Origin of the sequence: Halomicrobium urmianum (assembly GCF_020217425.1) — an archaeon.
GTDB lineage: Archaea > Halobacteriota > Halobacteria > Halobacteriales > Haloarculaceae > Halomicrobium > Halomicrobium urmianum.
In genome coordinates this window covers 194,146-220,419 of record NZ_CP084091.1, presented here as the reverse complement: position 1 = coordinate 220,419, position 26,274 = coordinate 194,146, and the positions used below count along the sequence as shown (strand labels likewise).

20 protein-coding genes are annotated in these 26,274 nt (G+C 60.5%); 15 read left to right on the top strand and 5 right to left on the bottom strand.

The window, feature by feature from the left end; all coding sequences use genetic code 11:
* Positions 1-103: 103 nt before the first annotated feature.
* Genes LCY71_RS17925 through LCY71_RS17915 form a run of 3 tightly spaced genes read left to right on the top strand, consistent with a single transcriptional unit; the run spans position 104 to position 2,107 of the window.
* Positions 104-499: an ArsR/SmtB family transcription factor gene (locus LCY71_RS17925; protein ID WP_225335944.1), complete on the top strand. Its 396-nt coding sequence runs from the start codon at positions 104-106 to the stop codon at positions 497-499.
* Entirely contained in the window at positions 492-1,652 is a 1,161-nt protein-coding gene (gene arsB, locus LCY71_RS17920; RefSeq protein WP_225335943.1) for an ACR3 family arsenite efflux transporter, read from the top strand. Before LCY71_RS17925 ends, arsB begins: the two co-directional genes overlap by 8 nt.
* 8 nt (positions 1,653-1,660) lie before the next feature.
* A complete protein-coding gene (locus LCY71_RS17915) occupies positions 1,661-2,107 on the top strand; it encodes a low molecular weight phosphatase family protein (RefSeq protein WP_225335942.1) in 447 nt (148 codons plus the stop codon).
* Between the two features lie 167 nt (positions 2,108-2,274).
* Here LCY71_RS17915 and LCY71_RS17910 read toward each other — a convergent pair whose 3' ends face one another.
* Positions 2,275-3,606 carry an MFS transporter gene (locus tag LCY71_RS17910; protein ID WP_225335941.1) on the bottom strand — a complete coding sequence of 444 codons (1,332 nt, stop codon included), beginning with the start codon at positions 3,604-3,606 and terminating at the stop codon, positions 2,275-2,277.
* Between the two features lie 140 nt (positions 3,607-3,746).
* A complete protein-coding gene (locus LCY71_RS17905; RefSeq protein ID WP_225335940.1) occupies positions 3,747-4,898 on the bottom strand; it encodes a mandelate racemase/muconate lactonizing enzyme family protein in 1,152 nt (383 codons plus the stop codon).
* A gap of 151 nt (positions 4,899-5,049) precedes the next feature.
* On the opposite strand from LCY71_RS17905, the gene LCY71_RS17900 reads away from it, so the two are divergent.
* Entirely contained in the window at positions 5,050-5,370 is a 321-nt protein-coding gene (locus tag LCY71_RS17900; protein ID WP_225335939.1) for an NUDIX hydrolase, read from the top strand.
* A 470-nt stretch (positions 5,371-5,840) separates the two neighbouring features.
* On the opposite strand, the gene LCY71_RS17895 is transcribed toward LCY71_RS17900, so the two are convergent.
* Both LCY71_RS17895 and LCY71_RS17890 read right to left on the bottom strand, forming a co-directional pair.
* Positions 5,841-8,060 (bottom strand): CDC48 family AAA ATPase, encoded by a 2,220-nt coding sequence (locus LCY71_RS17895; protein ID WP_225335938.1) that lies wholly within the window; start codon positions 8,058-8,060, stop codon positions 5,841-5,843.
* Positions 8,061-9,266: 1,206 nt separating this feature from the next.
* Complete coding sequence (locus LCY71_RS17890; RefSeq protein WP_225335937.1) at positions 9,267-9,503, bottom strand: winged helix-turn-helix domain-containing protein; 237 nt, start codon at positions 9,501-9,503, stop codon at positions 9,267-9,269.
* A gap of 231 nt (positions 9,504-9,734) precedes the next feature.
* Between LCY71_RS17890 and LCY71_RS17885 the strand changes: the two genes are divergently transcribed.
* The 10 genes from LCY71_RS17885 (at position 9,735) to LCY71_RS17840 (ending at position 24,387) form a co-directional block, all read left to right on the top strand.
* The gene (locus tag LCY71_RS17885; RefSeq protein ID WP_505706968.1) at positions 9,735-10,145 is read left to right on the top strand and encodes a DUF7985 family protein; all 411 of its coding nucleotides are present in this window, start codon (positions 9,735-9,737) and stop codon (positions 10,143-10,145) included.
* Positions 10,146-10,172: 27 nt separating this feature from the next.
* Complete coding sequence (locus LCY71_RS17880) at positions 10,173-11,900, top strand: DUF8186 domain-containing protein (protein ID WP_225336291.1); 1,728 nt, start codon at positions 10,173-10,175, stop codon at positions 11,898-11,900.
* A 3-nt stretch (positions 11,901-11,903) separates the two neighbouring features.
* The gene (locus tag LCY71_RS17875) at positions 11,904-12,761 is read left to right on the top strand and encodes a hypothetical protein (RefSeq protein WP_225336282.1); all 858 of its coding nucleotides are present in this window, start codon (positions 11,904-11,906) and stop codon (positions 12,759-12,761) included.
* Between the two features lie 2 nt (positions 12,762-12,763).
* Positions 12,764-13,825, top strand: coding sequence for a TrbL/VirB6 family protein (locus LCY71_RS17870; protein WP_225336281.1), 1,062 nt, complete (start codon positions 12,764-12,766; stop codon positions 13,823-13,825).
* A 6-nt stretch (positions 13,826-13,831) separates the two neighbouring features.
* On the top strand, positions 13,832-14,953 hold the full coding sequence (locus LCY71_RS17865) for a TraC-like domain-containing protein (RefSeq protein ID WP_225336280.1): 1,122 nt from the start codon (positions 13,832-13,834) through the stop codon (positions 14,951-14,953).
* Positions 14,946-17,147: a VirB4 family type IV secretion system protein gene (locus LCY71_RS17860; protein WP_225336279.1), complete on the top strand. Its 2,202-nt coding sequence runs from the start codon at positions 14,946-14,948 to the stop codon at positions 17,145-17,147. The genes LCY71_RS17865 and LCY71_RS17860 overlap by 8 nt, the downstream gene beginning before the upstream one ends.
* Positions 17,140-21,003, top strand: coding sequence for an ATP-binding protein (locus LCY71_RS17855; protein WP_225336278.1), 3,864 nt, complete (start codon positions 17,140-17,142; stop codon positions 21,001-21,003). The genes LCY71_RS17860 and LCY71_RS17855 overlap by 8 nt, the downstream gene beginning before the upstream one ends.
* Positions 21,000-21,884 carry a bifunctional DNA primase/polymerase gene (locus LCY71_RS17850; protein ID WP_225336277.1) on the top strand — a complete coding sequence of 295 codons (885 nt, stop codon included), beginning with the start codon at positions 21,000-21,002 and terminating at the stop codon, positions 21,882-21,884. The genes LCY71_RS17855 and LCY71_RS17850 overlap by 4 nt, the downstream gene beginning before the upstream one ends.
* Positions 21,881-23,404 (top strand): primase-associated protein, encoded by a 1,524-nt coding sequence (locus tag LCY71_RS17845; protein ID WP_225336276.1) that lies wholly within the window; start codon positions 21,881-21,883, stop codon positions 23,402-23,404. The genes LCY71_RS17850 and LCY71_RS17845 overlap by 4 nt, the downstream gene beginning before the upstream one ends.
* Positions 23,405-23,946: 542 nt before the next feature.
* Entirely contained in the window at positions 23,947-24,387 is a 441-nt protein-coding gene (locus LCY71_RS17840) for a DUF8030 family protein (protein ID WP_225336275.1), read from the top strand.
* Positions 24,388-24,513: 126 nt separating this feature from the next.
* Here the strand turns inward: LCY71_RS17840 and LCY71_RS17835 are convergent, their stop codons facing one another.
* Entirely contained in the window at positions 24,514-25,344 is an 831-nt protein-coding gene (locus LCY71_RS17835; protein WP_225336274.1) for a hypothetical protein, read from the bottom strand.
* Between the two features lie 77 nt (positions 25,345-25,421).
* On the opposite strand from LCY71_RS17835, the gene LCY71_RS17830 reads away from it, so the two are divergent.
* Positions 25,422-26,084 (top strand): helix-turn-helix domain-containing protein, encoded by a 663-nt coding sequence (locus tag LCY71_RS17830; protein ID WP_225336273.1) that lies wholly within the window; start codon positions 25,422-25,424, stop codon positions 26,082-26,084.
* Positions 26,085-26,274 lie beyond the last annotated feature (190 nt).

The window sequence follows — 26,274 nt, the reverse complement described above, 5'->3', positions numbered from 1 at the left end:
CTTCCGATCCGTCGTGGACTGGTACAATGGCTCCGACCGAACTATATCTGAACACGGATTCAAATAGGAAGTTCTATCTGAATCCGTTTTCAATCAGGCCGTGATGGCAGGATCGTCTACCCGAATTCGTCGGTTGCTCGCTGACGAACTCGACAACTGCTGTGAGGAGGACGTCGAGCAACGACTGGACGAACTCCGCACATTGGCAGAGACGGCTTTCAACGACGACAGTACCCGTCCCGTCTTTGCAGTCCTCGGCAACGAGACGCGCTATCGCCTCGCTCGGGTACTCGCTGTGACAGACGAGGAACTGTGCGTCTGTGAACTCGAACCGCTCGTGGACGTCAGTGAGAGTGCCGTCAGTCACGCGCTGTCAGATCTCGTCGACGCGGGGCTCGTCGCTCGCCGAAAGGACGGTAACTGGCGATATTACGAGGCTACTGCTCTCGCCGAGACGCTCTTCGAGACAGTCGATCAGAGGGAGCCCACCGATGAGTAACGTCGCGCACGAACACGGCCCGAACTGTGACTGTGACAGCTGTGGCGATCCGCGGTCGATGGATTTCTTGGACAAGTATCTCACTGTCTGGATCTTCGCTGCGATGGCAGTCGGAGTCGGCCTCGGCTTCGTTGCCCCGTCGGTAACGCAGCCGATTCAGAACCTGCACCTCGTGGAGATTGGCCTGATCCTGATGATGTACCCGCCGCTGGCGAAGGCCGACTACTCCCGGCTGCCAACGGTATTCAGCAACTGGCGAGTGCTCGGACTGAGCCTCGTCCAGAACTGGCTGATCGGTCCGACGCTGATGTTCGGGCTGGCGGTCGTGTTCTTCAGCGGGCTCGTGCCCGGCCTGCCGGCGCGCCCCGAGTACTTCCTCGGGCTGGTGTTCATCGGGATGGCGCGGTGCATCGCGATGGTGCTGGTCTGGAACGAACTGGCGGAGGGGTCGACGGAGTACGTGACCGGCCTCGTGGCGTTCAACAGCCTCTTCCAGATCGTCACCTACGGGGTGTACGTCTGGTTCTTCGCACTGTTCCTGCCGCCGCTGCTGGGGATGGAGTCGCTCGTCGCGGGTATCACGACGTTCGATGTCACTCCGACGCAGGTGTTCGAGGCCATCGTCATCTTCCTCGGCATCCCCTTCGCGGGCGGCTTCCTGACCCGGTACGTCGGGACGCGCGTCAAGGGTGAAGACTGGTACGAGGAGGCGTTCGTCCCGAAGATCGATCCACTGACGCTGGTCGCGCTGCTGTTCACGGTGATCGTGATGTTCGCCACCCAGGGCGAGACCATCGTCGCGTCGCCGGCCGACGTCCTGCTGATCGCCGTCCCGCTGACGATCTACTTCGTTGTGATGTTCCTGGTGAGCTTCGGGATGGGCCGGGGGATCGGCGCGGACTACTCGACGACGACCGCCATCGGCTTCACCGCGGCGTCGAACAACTTCGAGCTGGCCATCGCCGTGGCGGTCGCGGTGTTCGGCGTCGGCTCTGGCGTCGCGTTCGCCACCGTCGTGGGTCCGCTCATAGAAGTGCCCGTCCTCCTGGCGCTGGTCAACGTAGCACTGTACTTCCAGCAGCGATTCGACTGGGGCAGCGACGGAGCAGCGAGTCCTGACGTGACCGCACGCGAAACGACGACTGACGACTAAGTCAAACCATGTCCACCGATACTGACGCAACCGACCCGATTCGCATCGCTTTCATGTGTGTCCAGAACGCCGGACGTTCCCAGATGTCCACCGCATTCGCCGAGCGCGAGCGGGATCGCCGGGGACTCGGCGACGAGGTCGAGATTCTGACCGGCGGGACCCATCCAGCCGACCACGTCCACGATGAAGTCATCGAGGTAATGGACGAAGTCGGGTTCAACCTCTCCGATCGAACACCGCGAGAGATCTCCTTGGAGGAGTTGCAGTCCTGCGACTACGTTGCCACGATGGGCTGTTCGACCCTTGACGTTGGCGAGGTTGGAGAAGATGTAGATATCCGCGACTGGGCTCTGGATGATCCTGATGGAGAGGATCTCGACCAAGTGCGTGAGATTCGTACTGAAATCGAACAGCGTGTGACTGCTCTATTCGACGAGTTCAGCGATGCACCCTGACAGGCGACACAGCTGACAGAACTACTGTCTCTATCTACTACATTGATCATTCTACAGGGAGTCCGCTTCTCGGTGCAGATCTGGAAATTCGTATTCTACCGGGGGACCGGTTCGGTGAAACACCAAGTCAGTAGGGCTGCGTATCTTGTAGCCCGATTCGAAGTGGGTTAGCGGTACGCGTCGAACTCCTTGCCGAAGAACAAGAAGTAGCCGGTACCGACGAGACCAATGACAGAGGCGACCGTGAAGGCGATCTCGGGACTGACGAAGTCCCAGAGATAGCCGCCGACTGCCGCGCTTGGGATGACCACCGTGTTCCGGAGTAGGTAGTATGTGCCCGTGACACGTCCACTGGTATCCTGCTCGGCGGGGCCGACGATCAGTGCCTTGTGCGAGGGAAGGCCCGCGAAGCGGAGCCCAGAGAACGCAAACACGAGGATCAAAGCAAGTGCACTCTCCGGGGTATTGATGAGCACGATTGGGAAAATGGCGTAGACAGCAAATCCGAGTGCAACGACGGGCTTGAGGCCAACGGACTCAGCGGCCTTCGCAGCGGGAGCCATTACGAGTAGCGCGACCAACATCTCGACGCCGAGCAGATAGCCGAAAAAGGCCTCCGGCGAGAGGTCGAGCGGATAGGTGAATCCGCCGGCACCCACAGTCGTCTCCAGACCGACGCCGAGGAAGCGAGTAACCACGAGTACAAAGAACACGTAGACCATGCCGTTGGCGAACCGAACGAGCGTATCGCCGACGAGCAGCGGACGGAGTTCTTCGGGCATGTCCCGGAGATCCCGCAGAATCTGGTCGAGGCCAGCGAAAGAGTCCCCGATAGTGTCCTCGCTGGCATCATAGAGGATGTGCTGGACGATGGTACCGACGGCCCCGAAGACGACCGCGACCCCGAGAACGTACTGGAAGCTGACGGTAAACTCAGGGTGGAAGCCGATGAGGACAGCCGCCAGCACCGGGCCGATCAGGAACGCAGTGCGCCGGAACGTCTCGGTGCTGGCGAAGCCCGCCGCCAGCCGTGAGGGATCGGTCGCCTGCTTGACGACCGCAAACGTCGCCCCCAGCCCGAACGACTTCCATGCCTGTGCCAGAAAGAGCCCGACAAAGATCCAGATCCACGGCTGGATAACAACACCCGCGAGTTCTACCGTCCCGATCATGGGTGCGAGCAGCCAGAATCCAAAGCCAGCGGTCGATAGCAGTCCAAAGATCGTGAGCGCGTATCGCGAGCCGATGCGGTCAGACACCGCTCCGCCGGGGTACGGATACACTGCCGAGATAATGTTTCCAACCGTCCCGAACAGGCCGACGACGAATCCAGACGCACCGAGGGCGACGATGTATTCGGGCAGGTACCGGCTGGTCATCTGGAATCCCAGACTGAATGCGAACATCGCCAGCGAGAGCACTAACACGTCTCGCTGCAGGGCGAAGAATTGACGAAACGCGTCGAGCGGTCCTGCCGCCTCAGCCTGTCGTTTCGCCATGTGAGTCGATCGCTTTGGCGGTGACTAAACAGTTTGCAAGGTAGAAAGATGCCACTGACTGGATCGTAGCGCATCCAGGCCGATCCGGCGACCTGATCGGAGTGTGTCGAACGAACAGCGGTAAGATTAGAGGGAGGGTTTCAGGGCCGCTTGAGTGCGCCTTCCTCGTCGAAGAGGCTGTGGCTGTCCTTGGGCTCGCCGGGGTGGTCGCGGGCGGCGTCGGGATCGAACTCGACGCCGAGACCGGGCTCGTCGGGCACCTCGATGGCGCCGTCGGAGACCTCCCAGCTCGTCTCGACGATCTCGTCGCCCCACGGCACGTCGCGGCTCATGTGCTCGAGGACCTCGAGGTTCTCGAGGCCGGCACAGAGGTGCAGCGACGCGGCCGTCGAGACGCCGGCGTTGGGGTTGTGCGGCGCAATCGTCATGTAGCGGTTCTTGGCCATCGCCGCCGCGTGCTGGACCTCGGCGAGGCTGCCGTAGTTAGTGACGTCGGGCTGGATGATGTCGCAGGCCTGCTCGCGGATGACGTCGGCCATCGTCTCGTTGTTGTAGATGCGTTCGCCCGTCGCGACGGGCATGTCCACCTGTCGAGTAACCTCGGCCATGACCTCGCGGTCCTCGAGCTCGACCGGCTCCTCGAGGAACATGATGTCGTACTCTTCGAGGGCGTTCGCGACCTCGATGGCGCCGCGGCGGGTGAACCGGCCGTGGCAGTCCAGCGCGATACCGACGTCCCAGCCGACGGCATCGCGGACGGCCTCCAGCAGGTCGGCGACCTCCTGGATCTGGTCGTCGGTCAGCGAGTGCTCGTAGTGGGCGAAGGGGTCGCACTTCAGCGCCGGGTACTCCTGCTCTTCGACGGCCTTCTCGGCGTGGTGAGCGTAGTTCTCGGGCGTCCGCTCGCCGATGTGCCAGCCATTGGCGTAGACGGGGATCTCGTCGTGGACCTTGCCGCCCAGCAGCTTCCAGACGGGCTCGTCATGGTACTTGCCGGCGATGTCCCACAGCGCGATGTCGACGGCGGCTGCGACGGCGTTGATGAGCTTGCCGGCGCGCCAGGCGAACGGATACCGGGTCAGTCGGCGGTTGATCTTCTTGCGGTTGAGCGGGTCTTCACCGATGACGTAGTGCTTGTGGGCCTCGGCGGTCGCCTCGAGCGCGGCGGTCAGTCCCTCGCCGCTGAGCGCCTCGCCGACGCCGGTAATGCCCTCGTCGGTCTTCACCCGGACGAAGAACCAGTTGCGCCAGTCGGCATCGACCACGTACGTCTCAACATCAGTAACCTCCATGGGTCGGTCTCTTGCGGCCGAGAGAAATGAATTGCCATTTCGATACGATTGCCGGCCGTTCGGGCAGCCGACCAGTGAATCGCTGCGCCGCTCGAATCAGGTCAGTGTATCAGGAGCCGGATCTATGTGGAGGGGACTCGACTGGCCACACATGCCCGAAGGTCGATCACTCACTGCTGACGCCGTGATCATCGTCGACGGCGAGGTCGTCCTGCTCGAACGGGATCATCCTCCCTGTGAGGGGCAGTGGGTCCTCCCGGGCGGCTACGTCGAACGAACGGAGACAGCGAGAGCGGCCTGGGTCCGCGAGGCCAGCGAGGAGGTCGGACTCGGCGTCGAAGTCGAGAGGTTCGTCGGACTGTACGACGACCCCGATCGGGACGAGCGCGGCAACGTCAGTGCAGCATATCGGTGCCGTCCGAGCGGCGACAAGGCGCTGACCCGCCGTGAGGAAGCCAGGAGCGCACCGTAGTTCGGGCAGATCACCGGTGACAGCGAGTGCGACTCCATGTCCGCTTCGCGCGTCTCGTAGTCGCACTCCGGGCAGTCGATGCCCGACGCCTTCCCCCCAACGAAGACCACACGGTCGTAGATGGCATTGTTGAACGTCACGGGACTTCGTACGGCCAGCGCGAGGAAAGCGATTGCGTTGACACGTCGCCCCGTTCTACGGTACTTGCGAGATCACTCCTCGTTCCTATCATAGTAGTTAGCAAAGGAGGATATGTCTGGAAAGCGTACGTTCGTGGGGAATGGCTTTCGACATCTCGCAGTGCCCTGACTGCGGCTGGACCGGTAACGAATCCGAGCTGGACGTCGAAGACACGGAGCGCAACTGTCCTGCCTGTGGCTACACGCTCAAGTAACTCTAACCGCTCGCGGGCTATCGCAACCCCGTCACGACGCACGCTCGATCGTCATCCCCCGAGAATTCGGCGGGTATCACCGGAATTCCCGCGACCGATGGCTCTCGTCCTTCATCGCTCCGTCGCGCTCGAACTCGTCGCGGATCCGCTCGTAGTGTGATTCCAGCGCCGGTGTCATGGTCGGACTGATGTCGTCCATAGCGGCCTCGAAGTGACGCATGGTGACCACTGGGTCCGACTTGCGCTCGCGTAACGCCTCGATCGCCGCTTCACGGGCCAGCGCCTCGATGTCGCTTCCGACGTATCCGTCCGTCGCGGCGGCCACATCCCGGAGACTCACGTCCGGGGCCAGCGGCATCCCGTCAGTGTGAACGCGGAGGATCTGCTCCCGGGCGTCGAAGTCCGGCGGACCGACGTGGACGAGTCGATCGAATCGGCCAGCACGAAGCACTGCCGGATCGAGGATGTCGGGCCGATTCGTCGCGCCGATGACGACGACGTCTTCCAGCGTCTGAAGCCCGTCCAGTTCGGTCAGCAGCTGATTGACTACTCGCTCGGTACCTTCGCCCGCAGCGGCTCCGGAGCGGCTTCCTGCCAGGCTCTCCAGCTCGTCGAAGAAGAGAACGGTGGGCGCAGTCTCACGTGCCTGCTCGAATAGCTCCCGGATAGCCTCTTCTGACTCCCCCACCCACTTCGAGAGCACCTCCGGGCCGTTCACGGGAACGAAGTTCGTGTTCGACTCCGTCGCGACGGCCTTCGCCAGCAGCGTCTTCCCCGTTCCGGGCGGTCCGTAGAGGAGAACGCCGGACGGCGGCTCGATACCGAGTCGATCGAACTTCTCCGGCGACTGGACCGGCCAGACGATGCTCTCTCGGAGCTCCTGCTTCGCGTCGTCGAGACCGCCGACGTCCTGCCAGTGAACTTCGGGAACCTCGGCGTTCAACTCGCGTAGCGCCGACGGTTCGACCTCGTCGACGACGTCCTCGAAGTCGTCTCGCGTGACTTTGAGTCCGTCGACGAACGACTCGGGGAGTTCGTCGCTGTCGAGGTCCATCTCCGGGAGGTTCCGCCGGAGCGAGTGCATCGCGGCTTCCGTTGCGACCGCCTCCAGGTCTGCACCGACAAACCCCTCGGCGTGATCCGCGATTTGTTCGACGTCGACGGTTTCGTCGAGCGGCATATCGCGGGTATGGATTCCAAGTATCTCGGCACGTTCGCCGTCGTCGGGGACGCCGAACTCGACCTCACGGTCGAAGCGACCCGGGCGACGCAACGCCGGATCGACTGCGTCGACCTGGTTCGTCGCACCGATGACGACGACTTCGTTCCGCTCTTCGAGGCCGTCGAGGAGCGTCAGGAGCTGCGCCACGACTCGCTGTTCGAGTTCACCGTCAGTCTCGTCGCGCTTCGGAGCGATCGAGTCGAGTTCGTCGATGAAGACGATTGCAGGCGCCTTCTCCGTCGCTTCCTCGAATGTCTCTCGTAGTGCCTCCTCCGACTCGCCGTAGTACTTCGAGACGATCTCCGGACCAGCGATAGACAGGAACTCGGCGTCGACCTCGCTGGCGACGGCCTTCGCGACGAACGTTTTCCCCGTTCCGGGCGGTCCATAGAAGATAACACCCTTCGGCGGCTCGATCCCGAGCTGCTCGAACACGGAAGGGTGGTCGAGCGGTAGTTCGATCATCTCGCGGACCCGGTCGAGCTGGTCGTCGAGGCCACCGATCGTTTCGTACGATGGGCCGTCGTCTGCGGAGCCCTCTACCGAATGAGGCTCTTCGACGAACTCGAGTTGCGTCTCCGGTCCGATCCTCGTGATACCGTCCGGTTCGACGGCCGTCGCCACGAACACTGCGATATCGTCTGTGGATCCTATCGACCAGTCGAGGTTCGAAATTGGCACTGGGACGCGGTCCCCTTCTCGAACAGGTCGTTGAATAAGCCCCTGTCGAAGGGCTGAGACAACAGAGTGCGTTAGCTGGTTGTTGGGCTCCTCCATCGGTGCCAGGACGGCTCGTTGGGCGTCTCGTGTCTCCGCCTTTCTGACGGTAACAGTACCGCCGAGGTCGACGCCGGCGTTGGCACGAAGGTACGAGTCGAGAAAGATACTCGACTGGTCCCAATCCTCTTGGTCCGTTCGCCAAACCGTCGCTGCCGTCATCCGATCTCCCTCGATCGTTACAGGATCTCCCGGGTCGATGTCGAGATACTCGAGGAGTCCCGGGCCCATCCGGGCGATACCTCGACCTGTATCAGTCGTATACGCTTTCTTGACAGTAAGGTTTTGTTCGAGCATTTAGCGGGTAATCACCGCCAGTAACCGATTGAGTGTCCGTCGCCGACGGAGAAAAGCGTTCGGAGCCAGTGGAAAGTGAAACAAGGTAACGGCTTCCCCGATATTCCAATCAGAACACCTGAAACAACTCTAGGCAGGCCCAGAATGTTAGTGAGCAATCGTTCTCCAGTTCCCTTCTCAGTGACTACCCAACTGAACTCGACACAGGAAGGCTAATTATTGAGTAGTGAAAATAGATACCTGGCGGTAATGACGAATGGTTACCCCACTGAGCCCCTTCTGATGACGCGGGACACCGAACCGCCGTATCCATTTACTATCACGGGCTTGAGGTCCTCCAGATACTCGATAAACCGAAGACCATCAACGAACTGGCCACGAAACTGGACTTGGACACCGCTGAGGTTCAGGAACAGGTTTCGTCTCTTGCAGAGTTCGACCGGGTTTACCGAGAGCCAGAAACAGTTCATCCGGAAGAATAGTACGAAAGAAGACTCTACAGCTTAACCAACGGATTGTGCCTCTTTCGTCGAGCTGTTGGTTAATCGGTGACAGGTAACTCTAATCTGATGAGTGATATCGAGTGACAAGACCCGCTGACGACACACACCTCCTTGCAATTGTTCTCTGCTGTAATGATGACTGGAGACAGCTTGGTAGAACACCGGATGATAACATAAAGGACAAGGTTTGAGGCCGGTCCTTCCACGAAATAGTCAGGGGAATTTGAATTCACCGTGTACTTTGACTTTTCTACTACTAGTTCTAGGCAATAACAACAGCAACAACGTTTTTGATAGACTAGCTAGTGGTAGTGAGAGAATCATGCACTCACACTATAGTTCCGCTAATTTCGAGCATACCACCCGCAACAGCAGTTCAAACGCCGTCTCACTCTCCACTCTATCTGAACCTGAAAACACTTGCAAGATGGTGTGTGTTCCCTCTCTCGAACAGCTGAAGCACTTGCAGGATGGTATCTCTAATTAAGTTCTCCAATAGGAAAGTGATCGCATTGCCCACCTTGATCGTAGACGCGGGCACGCCGCACAAGATCGTGAGTGACCACGGTGACGTGAGCGAAACGATCCTCGAGAAGCACTACGACAAGACCTCAAGCGCCAGCGGATACGTCGATGCCGGGCCCACCTCCTGGAGAAGACTTGGTGATGGCTGAGCACCCGACTGCACGGCAATATGTCGTTCCTAAGATCGCGTTAGTTCGTCGTAGCTCACTTGCCCATTGAGAACCTCCTTTCCATAGTCCGTAATCTTATAAGCTGGATCCTCATCATGCCGCTCTGCAAGGTCGTGGTCCACAAAAACCGGACATCGCTGCGAGATCCACTGTCTACTGAACTCGGTGTTTATCTCTAAATTCTTCGCTGTATGCCATCCCTCGTATTTCCCTAACTCTTCAAGGATATATGGATCGGCAGGCACGGCCCAATCTACCTCTCGGTACATTTTGAGACTATCTCCATAAGCGGTTAGCAAATAATTTACGAAGATATTGGGAGCTTCTGTTAATCAATCTGTAGGAGATAATCAGATCCTCAAGTATACGTTCGAATGTTCAAGCTTATATACGGCTGTTCTAGTTTTGAGGACGAGCGCTCAATCCCCTCGCTGTCTGTCGGTTAGCGAGGTCAGTGAGCACAGATACGATCTCCCATGTCGTCTACCGAAGACGCGCCAGAGAACGCGGTAGAATCGAACTTCCAGACAAACTACGCTCGTCGCTTCGGGATAACGATGGTGCTGCTGCTGACGCTGGCAGTGGAACCAGCTCTCGCTCAATCTCAGGGCGCGGTTTGTAGTGCCGATAAACTCCCGACTATGATTGAGGGGTTCTTTCAGCTGACAACTGCGCTGGGGATCGTCGGTCTCGCTATCGTCTGGCAGGCTGACTCCCTCATCGAAATGTTCACGCTGAATCCAGAGCAGAAGAAAGGGCTCAAGCGCCACAAGCGCTCGGCGATGAAGTCCGGGGTCATCCTCGTCGCGCTCGGCCCCCTGTACACGGTCGCTGGTACGATGATGGGCTTCCCGCTGGCGAACTGCGTGAATCTCGCTCCCTGGTAGCCTCCTATGACCCTCATCGTGAGCCCAATGCTTCCTCGAGAGTGCTCCGTGCTTGCGGCCGTCGTGCTGGTGACGAGCCTAGTTACGGGTATCGCCGTAGCTGACCCGCTGCGACCGGGTACAGAGGAGAATGGGCTCACGGAAAACGAATCTGCGACGCTCTGGTCGGGCGATGCGGACAACTACGTTAATCAGGAGGAGTACCGTCAGCGATACGGCGACGATCGATCCGCCATCCGCCAGGTGGCGAACGGGACGGATATCACCTTCAAACGACCGCCGGCGACAGCTGCGACCTGGACGCGCAACGATTTCGAGGATCTCGCCGCCAGCGGGTCTGACACCTCCGTACACCCGCCTCATGCAGACCTCGAGGACGGGACCTTCATCGAGGATGCTCACGCGACGGTCTTCGCGGCTCAGCCCTCTACTCGGGGGCACCTCGAATCAGGCGATACGCCGCTCTACATCGCCCCGAACGGTACGTTACGGGGCTTCGTCGACTATCGGGTTCGCGTCCCCAGCGGTAGTTCCTCCGGGAACACGACTACCGAGTGGTCGCTCGCAGAGCACGAAATCGAGGCGGTCCGGTTGAAGAAGGACGGGACCACCATCGTCGAGCGCGACGGATCTCATACTCCCGCCCTCGACTACCAGATCGAAGACGACTGGCGTGCGGAGCTGACGCTCGAAGCGGAGATCAACGTCCGGCTGCAGAAGACCACCCGGATCGATCGGGGTAACCAGACCGACGTCGATGTAACCTATCGAACGGAGTCACGCAACGTCTCGGATTCGATCGACGTCGCGATCTACGACCTCTCGGCGCGCCCCTCGTACGCCGAGTATCCAAACGGGGATTCCGGCGTTGCCATCTTCCAGTCCCGGCCGTGGCAGGGATATACGCTGACTGAGGACGGCACTACGAGAGTACGTGGCGTCTGGCGATTCTACACTGCCCGGGACAGCAACTGGGACATGCTCGTCCGGACGAACCGAACTGATAGTGCCACAGTCGAGTCCGATGCAATCCCGGTCTACGTCCACGCGTATCCCTCGCGCATCGGACCGCGGGCTGAGCCGGTCAGAGACGGACCGGAAATCATCGATACCTGGGGGACAGACCGCTCGTCGCCGGTAGGGACCATCGGCGAGAACGTCGACATTGACGTCGTCAACCGATCGTACACGACGACCTACGGCGTCGCCGTTCGAGCTGAGAACGTCGACCGTGAAGCCCTCCGCGTTGGGGGAATCGTCCGGGGTGTGAATGCCTCAATCGTCGAACCAGAGGATGGCTCCGAGCGGCAGCTCCGGCGTAGCAACCTTACCGCGGCGGTCATCCGGCAGAATCAGTCACGAGCGACACTCAGGATCGAACTCCGGGACAATCAGACCGGCGAACCGATCACTCTCGACGAGAGCAGACAGTTCCCGGTCCCCGGCGGAAACACCCGGACTGGGTACATCACCGTCGCGGATCAGCGTATCGAAACGAATGAATCCGGGGTAGCTACCGTGACGGTCGACGAGCCGGGTATCCACACTGTTCGATATCATCCGGGCTCGTGGCTCGGTCACGACCCCGCGTACGTGAGCGATACTGCGACCGCTCGCTGGCATCCGCTCGGGACGATCGACGGGTGGTTTGCCCTCCTGTTCGAGACAGGCTGGCAGCTCCTCCCGTTCTTCGTGATGCTCTACGCAGGCAAACGTCTTCTGCGGATGCTCGGACCTGAAGACATCTTTCAGTAAGCCATGACGCGACACGACCCATATCTTAGCAGACGAAACGTACTCCGAACAGTTGCCGGCGCTACTCTCGCGAGTGCCGCTGGCTGTCTCAGTGGCAACGGCGATTCTCCACCTGATGGGAGCGATACTCCCTCCGACGGACAGGGTATCATCCAGCAAGTTGCTGTCGAAGGGACGACGTTGGTCGTTGAATTCTCGGCAGACGACGGGGTCGATCAGATCAACCTCATCCAGCCGAACGGAGAACTGTTCGGTCGACGAGAGGTGGCTGCTGGATCACAGCAGGTCTCGTTCGAGATCGGGACATCGTACGCGACGGGGGCGTATGATATCGTTGCTCTCCAGGGCGATCAAACCGTAGCAGAAGCCTCTCTCACGCTCAAGCCAGATCTCAGAATCGTAGAGACAGGAATCGGGAGAAATCAGCCCGAAAAAATGTGGGATAAATCTGACGATGAAATCAGTGATGAGGCCTTTGTTACCGTCGAAAATCGAGGGAGTGGGCCAGATTCGATTACAAAGCTTCTCTTTATCGGTGATGTCCCGTATCCCTCTGACGAAGAGGGGACAAATTACGCCGATGATGAAGATGTCAGTGGAATCTATGACCCCGACACGGACTCGGAAGCCGATGATGTCGTAATCGAAGCCGGAGAGCAGGTCACGATTTTCAGTTCTCGCTCGCCCTTTGCCTTTGTTCCTGGCTCTGGGACTTCCTGTACTGACGAGCAACAGACCGGCGAGTTCGAACTGATTCTCGAAACGCAAGTTGACGGGGATCGTGTTTCGAAGACGTACCGCATCCAGTATTCTGAGTCAAATGAGCAGGGTAGCTGTGATATCACCTTTAGCGAGGAGTAATCATGGTTGACCTGATCAACGTAGTTCTGGAGGGATTCAAAGAGACCGTCGACTGGTTCACCGGTCTCTTCATGGACGGACTCCGCTCAGGCTACGATACCCTCACTGAGGGGATGTTCGGAACTCCTACTCCTGAGACGAACGGTGCTTTCGTCTTCGGCGACCCTACCAATAGCCCCTGGTCAGCGATTCAAGAAGCACTCGTTGGCGGGGAAATCATGCTAATATCGCTTCTTCTTCTGGTGATGTGTGTCCAAGGGAGGCACACAATTCGGATCTTTAATATCGGGAGTGCATATGAGGCGAGGCGAACGAAGAAGACTGCCTGGGTCGGTGCCTTCCTCATTATCACCTGGTACTGGGTAAGCATCCTGAGCCTCTACATTGTCGACGGCTTCACGATCGCGCTGATGCCGGGCCTGGATTCCCTTGGTGGCGTGATGCTCAATTTCCTCGAGGTTTCACTGACCAATCCTGGCTTGTCTTTGATCTTCTCCCTTATCGGCGGTCTCTCAATGTGGGCACTTGAGGCCCTCTACTACGTCAGGGAGATACTTCTCCTTGTTTACGTGTATGGGATGCCAATAGCGTTCGCTCTCGCCTATGGCAACGTCCCTGTACTCTCAGACATCGCAAGGGGATTCAGCAAGCGGTTCGTACCCCTAGCAGTTCTTCCACTACCTGCTGCAGTCGTCTTCAAAGGGTACGACCTCCTGTACTCTCAAAATGCGCTTACACCTAGCAGCCCGTTTTTGCGATATTTGGTCGCTGCCTCTCTCCCGCTGATTGCAGTCATTGTCACTTGGAAGACGTTCAAGTATGCGACTCCACTGACAGCGAAAGTTCTCGGCGGTGCAGCGAAGGGGGCGACCGTCGTCGGTGGCGTCGCGGCCGGGGCCTACGTCGGCGGCGCCGGCGTCGCAACGACTGCCGCACGGTGGGGGCCCAAAGCCGCCGCTGGCCACACGCTTGCACAGAAGGCTGCTGCTCGCAGCACGAGCGCCGGCGAAGACGATAGTGCCCTGTCGTATCGGCGTACCGAGAACGATCCTGGAGACTACTAACAACTCATGTCGATAGACCAAGACGCAGCAGCGCGGCGCATCATGGACCAGTTTGGCGAGGAGAGTCGTATCCCCTATCTCAACGTGGAAGAGGGAGACGTGGGCGTACTGATCGCCTTCCCGATCGTGGGCCTGTTCATCGCCGGCCTCACTGGCATCGAATCACTCGCCCTCCCGTTCGTGGCCGGGGGCTTCGGCATCGGCGTTGCGATCGTCTACGTTTCACCTGACCATCTGAACGCGTGGACGTGGGCGAAGGACATCTACCGATACGCCAAGCGACCACAGGTGACGTTCAGTGCGCCCGAAGAAGCCGACAGTGGGACGAACGAAACCGAGCGCAACGAGGGCGGGCTCGCGAACTACACTCCGTTCAAGCCCGACGAGCGAACCCAGGACCTGACGAACATCGAGCGGGCGTGGCCCGGCGCTGGTGCGGTCCAGCGTGCCGACGGGACGATGGAGGCGTTCATCGAGATCGATCCCGGCAACATGGACTTCGCGATGTCCGACGACTGGGCCCAGCTTCAGGAAGCCGGCGAGGACTTCGCCAACAAGGAACTGAACTCGAAGCTCAAACTCCACACGACGACCCGCTCGTTCCCGGTTGAGCAGATCACGGAGAACATCGAGGACCGACTGAACGACGAAGACGTCACGGAGAACCCGATCTTCCAGGAACTCCTCGAGGAGTACCGGGAGACCCGTCCCAAGGAGATGCGCGAACGGGGTATCCAGCAGGTTCGTTACTACATCGGCGTTCAGGTCACGCCGCTGGAGGTCTACGACCGCTTCCGGGACGAGAGCACGCCCGCCGAGAAGCTGACCAAGTTCCCCGTCATCGGGTTCCTGTTCAACCCGTTCGTGACGCGCCGCGAGAACCTGGCTGACGCCGAGCGTCGGGCCCAGATGTTCGAGAAACTGGACAGCCGAGTGAACGCCGTCCGCGCAGAGTTCATCCAGCAGGCATCGGGCTGGTCCGCTCGTCGGCTCAGCACTGTCGAACTGTTCGTCCTGAACATGGACTTCTGGAACGGCCGCGAGCACGACTACGACGAGGCAGAGCGCGTCGTTCGTGAACAATCGATCATGGGCAGGTCGCCCCGGGAGGACGAACACGATGCGTAGTATGGTGCTGCAGACGGACAGTAGCGCAGTCGGGCAGCTTACGGAGTGGCTCTCGAACCCAACCTCGGCTGAAGGCGCGGCACTCTACGTCCTCCTCGCCGTCGTGGTCGGTGTTGGTGGGAAGCTTCTCCGGGACCGGTACACCGAGGACGACGAACAGGAAGTCGAGTTCGCGGACGTCCTCGACGAGGAGACGCTAGAGCAGGGCCATGTCGAAGGCCAGCTGCTCGATGACATCTCGGAGTCACACAAGACCGTGACGGCGCCGGCCGCCATCGAGTGGGAAACGCGTGCTGCACGAGTCGGCGAGCAGTGGACCACGACCCTGTATATCGCCGACTATCCCGACTACCCGAACGATGGGTACCTCAGCGACCTCTTCGAGATGACCGACGTGCAGTTCGATCTGACGGCCCACATCACCCCGAAGAATCAGGAGCGGGCCCGCAACGAACTGCAGGACATCGCTGACGACCTCCAGGTCGACGCCGACCTCGAACAGAGCGTCCGGAGTGCCTACCTACAGGAGCGAGCCAACGAAGCAGCTGCGACGTACACGGCCGTCGAGAACGGTGCGAACGTCTTCGACCAGGGGATGTTCGTCACGGTCCGCGCCGACGGGAAAGACGACCTCAGAGACGCCGTCCAGAAGGTCAAGAGTGCACTCCGGGACGATCCGGCGAACCTCACGCCGAAGACGGCGATCTGCCGGCAGGACCTCGCCCTCCAGTCTGCGGCTCCCATCGGCGACAACGTCTTCGGCCGGACGTCGATCGCCCTCGGCGGCGCTGTCGGGGCGTTGCTCTCCTCACCCCACAACGCGACGATCCTTGAGGAGGGCGGCGTCGAGTTCGGCATCCACAAGGACAACCAGAGTCCGGTGGTCATCGATCCCTTCGCGCGGGACAACGGCTACGCGATGTTCACCGTCGGTGATACGGGCTCGGGGAAGTCGTTCAGCTCGAAGCAGAACTTCATCCGGTCGATCGAGCAGAGTAAGGACCGCATCGGGATCATCCTCGAACCGCTGAACAACTGGGCCGGCGTCTCGGAGGCGCTGGACGCCAAGCGAATCACCGTCGGCGGGACGCTCGGGCTCAACCCGCTGGAGATTCGGGAGACGCCCGAACACGTCCAGCGGGCGATGGGCGAGGACGCCAGCCCGTTCAACGAGAAGCTCGACGACGCGATGAGCTTCCTCACCAACTTCTTCGCGCTCCGCGGGATTTCGCTGGGCGACCGCCGGACGACGCTTGAACTCGGCCTCAAGCAGGCGTACAAGCGTACGGGTATCACCGACGACATCGCCACGCACAGCAATCCCAGTCCGACCGTTCGGGACATGATGGACGTCTTCGAGGACATGGTCGACGATCCCGAGGCATTCGTCGTCCGATCCGACGAGGAGGCCGGGAAGATCAAGGAAGACGCGACGTGGTTGCTTGATCAGCTGCGCCCCTTCGAGGAGGGCGGCCGGCACGCCAATCTCGGCCAGGCGTCGGACTTCGACATCCGCGACGAGAAGGTCGTCTACCTCGACCTCGCACAGCAGGAAGGCAGCGTGGACAGCAGCACGGCGCTGACGATGCAGCTGCTGATCTCGCTGGTGTACGAGCGGGCGAAGGTCTCGGAGAAGGAGGTCGTGTTCTACATCGACGAGGCGCGGTACATCATGCAGGACGCCGCGAGCCTGTCGTTCCTCGAGACCGTCTTCCGCCACCACCGTCACCACGACCTCTCGATACGGCTGGTCACCCAGACCGTCGACGAGTTCTTCGAACACCCCGAGTCCGAGGCGATTCTCGACCAGTGTGCAGTCAAGCAGTTCCATCGGCTGGACGGCATGGATGAAGAGTGGGCCGACGAGTTCGGCCTCAACCACGCGCAGATGCGGTTCGTCCAGGACGCCGTCCCCGGCAACGAGGACGCCGGCTTCTCCGAAGCGCTCGTCGGCGTCGACGGCGAGTGGCGCGGGATCAAGGTCGAGGCGATGCCCAAAGAGAAGGCGGTCATCGACTTCGACCCGACGTCCCAGAAGCGGTCCTCGCTGCCCGGCGCCGGCGAGCAAGCTGTCGACCCTGAGACCCAGGCATTCCAGGAGGAACTCGAATCCCGTACGACGAGTGGATCGGCAAATGAGGGCACCGTAGCGAAGCCCGACGGCGGTTCTTCGGAGGAGACCGACGATGCCTGAATATCTCCGCGTGACGCCGACGTCAGAACAGATCGAACCGGCGAGCCTCCCCAGAATCCTCGATAGTCTCCACAAACTGACCATGCCCGGATCCTCGGGACTCGGAGCGAAGCTGAATCCGCTCCACAGTGATACGCCACCCCGCTTCGAGTTCCTCGTCTTGGGCGAGGGCGCTGACGAGCCAGTGGAGTTCTTCTATGGGGCTGATGCACACCTGAACACGATCGAGAAGCGATTGCGCTTGATCTACCCGTCGACGTTCGACGTCGAACGCGTCGAGCTAGACGTCGCATCGCGACTTGTCCAGCCGATCGAGCTCACACGAGAGGAATTCGTCGACCACTACGAGGCCGGGCGGCTCCAGTACGAGTTCGGCCCGGACGAGCGCCAGGATCTCGTCGACGATGAGTCGGACGAGTTTGAGACTGCCGAACCGAATCCGCTTGCTGACGGCGGTGCGGTATCAGCGTCGACTCCGGACCACCACGTGGTCACTAGTGACTGTGTTCTCGAACTGGGTCCACCGGATGCGATTCCGACCACCGATCCGCTGACCACCGTCGACAAGCCGACGATGACCACCGAAGGGACGATTCTCGCACGTCCGGCGCTCGACACGGTTTCCCCGCTCGGTGTCCGATGGTGCGGATCAGCCGCGCGGAAGCAGGACTGGATGACATCGCTGACGCCGTTCACGGACGGGGATACAGACGGCGATCTCCCCTCGGTCGATCAACCCGGTGAAGCGCTGGCGTCGCTCGTCGATCACCTGATCGAGGCGACAGCCCCGATCGCGTTCCAGGTCGTCTTCCAGCGGCGGGCTAGCTGGCAGTCCGATGCAGCAGTGCGGAAAGAGGACCTCGCCGACGGACGAGACACGTTCTTCCAGGAGCTGGTCGGCTCGGTACTTGCGGTCGACGAGCAACGGAGCGACCCGGACGAACGACAGCCCAGTGAGTCCGTCGCAAAACGGATCGAGTACATCGACGCGAAGAACGCCAAGCGGTCGTTCACCGCCAATATCAGAGCGATCGGTGTTCCCACCGACGACACGCAGGACGATCTCGATGCCCGAATGGACTCGCTGATCCCGGCGTTCGACCCGCTTGACGGGCCGTTCTACGAGGTCGAGGGGAAACGGCTCCGTGACAGTGGCTTCCGAGAAACAACGAAGACGAAGAACGCACGGGCTGCTTTGCAGCGCCTACTCGACCGCGAGGTAACGACCGGACGCGGGAAGACGCGACCCGAACTGGTCCTCAGTGGGCCGGAACTCGCGAACTTCGTACTGGTCCCCTCCTCCGAGCAGCTGACGGTCGAAGGGACGCGGGGCACCCGTGCCGAACGACAGAGCCGGAATCCACTGCCCCGCCCCAATCCGGACCTGCTGCAGCAATTCCAGAACGGGATGGCCGTCGGCTACGCGCTTGACGAGAACGGTGACTCCCAGCCAGACCCGGTTCGTATCCCGCCGGACCTGTTGACGACACACTACGGCCGCTTCGCGTCGACGGGTAGCGGGAAATCGAAGGCGATCATCAACGACGCCCTCTCCCTGCGAGACACGACCGGCGGACCCGTCGTTATCGTCGACCCGAAAGGCGATGGGATGTGCGAGAACTATCTACGGTGTCACTACGATCGGTTCGGGAGTCTGGACGACGTCTATCAGTTCCGCGTCCCGGAGGCCCTGCCTGCGTTCTCCTTCTTCGACATCCGACCGGCACTGGACGCCGGGCGAAGTCGCGAGGACGCGATCCAGGACAAGGTCGACCATTTCCACGACATCCTGCGGATGATCATGGGCCGGGAGAAGTACGACCAGGCGTTCGTCGCCAACGAGATCCTCAGCTATCTCATCAAGGCACTGTTCGATGCGGAGTACGGGAGCGACGCCTTCGGGCTGGACGATCTCTTCGAGGCCGCTCTCCAGATGCAGCATGATCAGTCGATTCCGCCTGTTTCGGCCGACAATCGGAACGTCGAGCAATCACTCACGCGGCACTTCGTGAAGGACGACCGCCAGTTCCAGGTCTCGATGGACGCCGTCGGAAACCGGCTCGACAAACTCAGGGAAGACGCTCACCTCCGGCGGATTTTCAGCCACGTTCCCGAGCAAAATGACGCCGGGGAGTACGTGGACAATCGGTTCGACTTCCGCGAGTTCCTCGACGACGACGCGACTGTTCTGTTCGACCTCGGGGACCTTCGCCCGGAGGCCCAGCGAGCAGTCACACTCCTGCTATTGAGCAATCTCTGGGACGCTGTCCAGGTGCGTCGGCGCGACGGGCAGGCCGACTATGACAAGCTTACCAATCTCATCATAGAGGAAGCCGCCCCCGTCGCCTCCACGAAGCTCGTCTCCGAGCAGCTGCTTCCCCAGGGACGGTCGTTCGGCCTGAGCATGGGCCTGGTGATGCAGTTCCCCGAACAGGTGCGCAATCGGAGCGAACGAGCCTACGACGAAGTCCTCAACAACATCAAAACGAAGCTCATCGGGAACATCTCGATCGAACGGGCTCTCGCTGAATCGCTGGCACACGAGGAGCTAAGTCCAACTGAGCTCAGAAACCGGATCAATACCCTTCCAAGCGGCGAGTGGATCGCACAACTGCCGAGCCCGTCGTTCGGGGAGACCGGCCCTGCGCCGTTTTCCCTGAAGCCGCTCCCGATTGCGCCAGGGCATCCGGAAAGCGACCAGCCGCTCTCTGAGCCACAGGAAGACCATTTCGAGACTGTGGCCCGGCCACAGATGGTACAGCGGACTCAGACGCAGTACGCGCTCGCAGAGACGGCCAGAGCGAGCCACAGTCCCGACGAAACTGGATGGGGAAGTTCGGGAAGCGATACTCCGGTCCCATCAGACGCCGATTCTGATAGTGATCTAACGGAATCCTCGTTCATCGGGCGAGCAACGGCCGAGACAACTTCCACGTCGGACAACGACGGTGACACTGCCGAGAGCGCGCCGGGAGATAATGCTCGGGACGAGACTAGCCCGTTCTTCGGCGGTCTGGCTACAGACGACGAAACAGAGGACGACGAAACGGGACCGGAAGACGAAGCGTCGGAAGACGAGAAAGCGCCTCAAGATCGACCCGAGAACGGCTCGTCGCCGGTTCGAGAAAGCGACGTACCCGTCCCCGATGACGAGCTCCGCAACCGTGGACTCAGTCGCGACGACGTTCGCTTCCTGAGCCGCGTCCTCGATGTGATGAACCGGGAGGCCACCGAGTATACGCTCCTCGACTCGATGCGGTCGCTTCAGGACGAGTTCGAGGACCTCGATATTCAGCGACTCACCGACAAGGACATCCTCGAAGAGGCAACCGTCTGCCGGCGCAAATACTACACTGTCCTCCCCGCCGGTCGGGAACTCCTCGGGAAGAAACTCGCAGTGGGTCCCGGAAAGGGAGATGTCGGCGAGAAAACGCCACACAAAGTCGGCGTCAGGCTCCTCGAACTGTGGCTCCAGCAGCAAGACGAGGTCACTCGGGTCGAACCCTACTACGAACACGAGGAAGACACCGTATTCGACGTGGCTGGGTTCGACACAGATGATAATCTCGTGTGGGTCGGTGAAGCGGAGCTCCCGAGCAACAACAGCCAGGCACCCGTCGACGACTACGATAAGCTCAGCGCCGTTGACGCCGACGCAATCTGGGCGTTCAACAATCGCGAGACGGCGGTCGAGGTGCTTGATCGGCTCGCCGATGCGGACCGGATCGAACAGAGCGTCAGTGGTCGGGCAGCACGGTCGTTCTCCTCTATTCGAGACGCCGTGGAGGACTTCGATGCCGCGGGTCTGACCACAGTTCGGAGCTTCAAAAATCTCGACACGGAGGTCAGCTCATGACGTGGCGGCAGGCGACCCGCGAAGAGATCTACGACTATTACGCCGAGGAGTTCCCCACCTACGTCGATGACCTCCCCCAGTTCATCACGGCCGACGGGCCGAAGCAGTACGCAATCGCCTTCCGAGAGCCCCACCCGGTTCGGAATGACGGCGTCCCTGACAGGGACTTCATTCGCCGGGACACGTGGCAGACCGATGCATCGGGAGAGCGGACGACATCCGAGTTCAGCGATTTCGAGGACGTCCTAGAGTTCATTCGACACCCTGCCCGGAACGATCCTCTCGGTCGGAGCAAGTACGCACTCGCCGATCCGGATCTACTGGAGAAGCCAAGTCCACGCCCTGACGCCGTCTACTACGCGCTGGATCACTGGAAGCGTCCCTGGGTACTCCTGGTCGACATCGACGCGAAAGAGATTGCCCGAGAGCGGGCAACGACACAGGTCTCAGAGGACATCGACGACCAGGACGACGACGCACAACTCGACGCCGCGGGGATCCTCGATGCCCCTCCGGCAGGGTATCCGTATGCGTTCGAGGACATCGACCGAGCTATCGAGTACGGGTTCGAGGTGCGGGATATCTTCGAGGCCGACTTCGACGCCGAGGAGACGATGGTCGTGTACAGCGGACAGGGGGTCCACGTCTACCTCCTGGATACAGACCCCGCACATCGATATGACGAACAGAGTCGCGAAGTGCTGAATGATCTTCTTCTGGAAACCTACGACATCCCAATCGACCCGGTCGTAACCGCCGACCGCCGTCGCGTCGCCCGCCTGCCCTACTCGCTCCACGCTGACGTCTGCAGCATTGTCCAGCCGATCGAGAGTCCACACTTCGACGTCCGGTCAGCGACGCCCGAGGTGATCGACGAATGAGCCGGGATACCCCTGTCGACGACGAAGAGACTGCCTATCGGGTCGCGGCGCTCCCGCTGGAGTACGGGAGAACGCGTATCAACCAGCTGTTTACGCGTGGTTACAACCGATACATCGTCGACGGTGAGGACCAACCGGACGACCTCTTGAACGACATCGAACGGTTCGGGACAGCCGCGTTCAAAGAACAGGTTCGCGACGACGCCGCCGAGGAACCGTTCGTCGACGAGCCCGGGACGCTCGCTGTTCTCGCGACACTGAGTGCGATCTGCGTGAAAGAACATCCCAAGTTCGAACAGTCCCGGCCACGGAATATCCAGGTCCTCTACGACATTCGGGAGCTGTACGTCAACAACCTCGCGTCGCTCATTCGGACGGACGGCGGTAGCTCACTCCAGCAGGACATCGCCGACGTACTGTACAGCAAAGACCCCGGTGAGGATGGGCCGCATCCGGGGCAGGTTTGCACGGGTATCAAAGAGATGCCGGAGTTCGGAGAGGGGCTGTACCTCGAAATCCCGATGGCTGCGGCATCCCGGAAGTGTCTCGTCCGTGGGGGCGATGGTCAGTCGGGGACAACCGATGGTGGGGAAATCCTGACGCGAGTGAAAGACAACCACCTGTACGTCCCGGTGGGGGACTTCGACAGCAAGTATCGCGAGTACGCCGAACGGGCGTTCCAGAAACTCCTGCACGTCCAGGAGGCGGGGCTGTCAGAAGACCAGCTGACGTGGTTGACGACCAACGAGTCGGCGATCACGGAGCGGATCGACCGCTTCCTCGAGACTGGCCAGCACGAGCGTGTCTGGCGGAACTGGGACCGTGGCGAACGAACCATCCGTGTACTTCAACGCGCACTCAGTGATGCTCCCGACGATGTCGCCCAACGAGGTGAATTCCACTCAGCAAAAGAACTCTACCGAGCAGTCGAAGCGTACGAGCCCGAGGACAGCTGGGAAACGTCTGTTGCGGACGGGATATCGAGTCCAAGCAGTCTCGCGAAGACGCTCGCCGACCACCAGTCGCATTCCGCCGTCACGATCGACCGCGACGGGCGAGTCAACACGTACCGTATCGGACGGGGCGGACACGGGGCGGAACAGATCGAGGTAACGGAGATCGAGGACCTCTTCGAACTCCCCTGTATGGCCAATATGGAAGACCGGTTGCACGAGAAGAAGCCAGTTCGGAAGGACCTCTACAACTTTGCGCGGATGGTAATGTGGCTGCCGCAGTATCGGAACAGTAGTCTCGACGAGATCGTTGCGGACCTCAAGGACGTCTTCTCCCGGTGGCCGTGGTACGACGACCAGGAGACTGAGTACCAAATCCGCTACGAATTCTCGAACACGATAGACGGGGACACCCCGCTTCCGATGAACTGCGATAACGACGATCTACAACGTTACTGCATCGGCCAGGACCAGTGCCCCTACTCGATCTGGGGAAGCCTTCCGTTCCCGGACGAGATGTATGAGCAAGTCGACGATCAATCTGCTGGTCCCTCTGAGCGGTTCTGAATTATGCGCCGACAATCAGAACTTCGACATAATGAAGCGGCTGGTCGAGAGACATTGAACTAGAGCCCCGTCGAGCAATATCAGCCGCTAGGTCCGCCGAATTCATAGGAATTGGCGATTTCTCACTGTCGACGTCCAGTTTACAGGTGTCTAAGACAAGACTGCACGGGCGCACCGTCCATTCACAGGAAATCCGTTCTCCCTGATTCCAGGCTCATTACCCGGCCGTCGAGCAATTTTAGCACCTCAACACGTGTTCTGGAATCCGTCGAGGTGATTAATATCGATTCAAATCCGCCCGACGAGCCTCTACTATAATCTCGTCCCGTAACTTCAGCTTGCATATCGCGGATTTCGTCCAAAGAAAGAACCGATATGCAGTGTGCAAAGACCGCTAGCTCTCTCCGGCCGAGGGGCCGTTCCCGGAGGATTAGGGTTCCGAGATGTATCAGATATAGAGTATTGAATGAGCGGGTGCGTTCCGTGGTGTCTATCGCCCCCACGAGGAGGTGGCGGGGCGCATCAGGTGCCCCCGATAAACGATGGCTTCGGAACGACTCAGCCAGACACGATCAACGCATCGAGTGACAACCACCGCCGACGATGAGGCACCATGGGCGGACCTCGAGGTGACGGTCCCGACCGACCGGGATCACGCGTCAGTCATCGCGCTCGTGGAGTGTACCCTTGTCGAGCTCACGCACGAGGCCGTGGGCGCTGTCTTCGTCTCCCGGCAGGTCGGATGGGAGACACGGACGCAGTACGTCTCCGTGGACGACGTCGGCGAGCAGTTCCAGAAGCGGCACTACGACGACCGGCTGGGCTGGCACGAGACCACCGTCCCTCGACAGATCATTCGTGACGAGCTCATCACCCAGCTCACGCGGTCGGCCTCGGTGCCGGCGGAACGATCAGCTAAGGGACCAACCAGTGAACCAGACACGTTTGTGGTGAAGCCAGTTCGAGAACTCCAGACGCCATAGCGGCTCTGTCGGAATTCTATTCTTTAGATAGGATAGACAGTGAAATAGCTGATAAATAGCACCTGCGACGTACCACTGTAGATCCTATCGCATCGGGTTCATTCTCATCGCACACTGCTACTGGAGTTAGATGAAAAGCGGCACCATGCCCAGTGTGAGAGTCGCCGCGAGTATCAGTACGTATCCACTGGCAGCTACGACCACCATCCGACGCGCATGGGCGAGCGGCTCGCTGTCGCGGCCACCAGCAGCGAGGTAGCCAGCCAGCGGGAGCGCCTGCAGTGCGTGCAGGCCGATGAAGTGGGTGAGGCGGAAGCCGCCGATGACCTGCCAGCCGACGACCGGAACCGTCGGTCCGGTGGTGGCGAGAGTCCGGGACTGGAGGGCAATCATGGTGCCGCCCTCGAATGCACCGACGACGAACACGCCGATTCCCAGAAGGATTCCAGTAGCGAACGCCGGATGAACGGCAAACTCACCGCGACGTGCCCGGACGGCGAGGAGCGCGATAGTGCCGGTCACGATCACGATGGTCACGCCCATCACGGCGCCGATCGCCGCATCTAGGGCCGTCGTGCGGTTGAAGTGAGAGCCGACGCCGCGAGCGGCCTGGCCGCCGATGAGCGCGATTTCAATCAGGAAGCCGCAACTGACAATAAGTGACACACGCCGACGGAATCGAGGCTGGACCGGGAGGTGAATACCCACCCAACTGAGCGTTGCGCTTACAAGTGCAATCGATCCGGCGAACTTCGTGGGCTTGAGCCAGGCCGGTTCGCCGTTCACTGTCGTCGGATCGAGGACGATTCCAGCGCTAAACGCCACGAACAACACTGCGTTGACCGCCGCCACGGCGAACAGGATTGGATTGCGGCACCACAGTTCTTCGACGAGCTCGCGGGGATTCCAAGCGGCTGTCTGTGGTGTCTTCTGCGGTGTCGAGACGTCTGGTCCCATACGTTGATATCGCTCGCCGACTGAGATATGAACTAACCCAACATGTTGGGACTGTTCAGTCACGGAGGGCGGTGCCGGTGATTGGTGCGCGGTTCCGCATCCGTCTCCCAACGGACCTGTACGTCACCGATCTGTCGCGGTCATTTCCTGACGCGACCTTCCGTCTCCTGTCGGGCGTCCGCACCGGTGATACCGCGAGCGAACTCGGTGAGGCTGTCACCGCTGACCCCAGTGCCGTCGCGTCGGCGTTCCGAGCACACGACGCGATTTATGAGTTCGAGGTGTTGAACCAGACAGACGACCGGCTACTCACAACGTACGAGACGACCGATGTCGATCTGTACGCCTTCGTTGAGGACGTGGAGTTCCCACCCGAGTTCCCGATTGAAGTCCGAGACGGACACTACGAATTCGACCTCACTGGCACTCGTGAGGAGTTTGACCAGTTCCGGGAGACGCTGGAGGACATCGGGGCGCCCTACGAGCTCTTGTCGAAGGTGGGCGAGGAGCGCTCGGATCGCCTACTGACACGTCGGCAGGAGGAACTGCTTGCCGCTGGTCTCAGGGAGGGCTACTTCGAGGTGCCGCGTGGATGTACTCTGGCCGACCTCGCGGATACGATGGATGTCGATAAATCGACCGCAAGTGGCGTCATCCGTCGTGCACAGGCACGCCTGGTTGCGTGGTATCTCACCGGTGCGGGGGGACGATCCGCACTCCCCGAGGAACACGGCCGATAGCGGGCTCAAACCCCGTGAGGAGTCGACCTGACCAGGAGGACGCGGGTCGTATCGGATCAGCAATGTTTCGGTCGTTCTGCAGGCGCGCACGCCGATGCTCGAGATGCCGTCCGACTGGTTTCGTTGAAACCCACGTTCGGTAATCGGCCGGCAGTCGTGCGAGGTACACCCTCTATATTCAGCAGTTCGT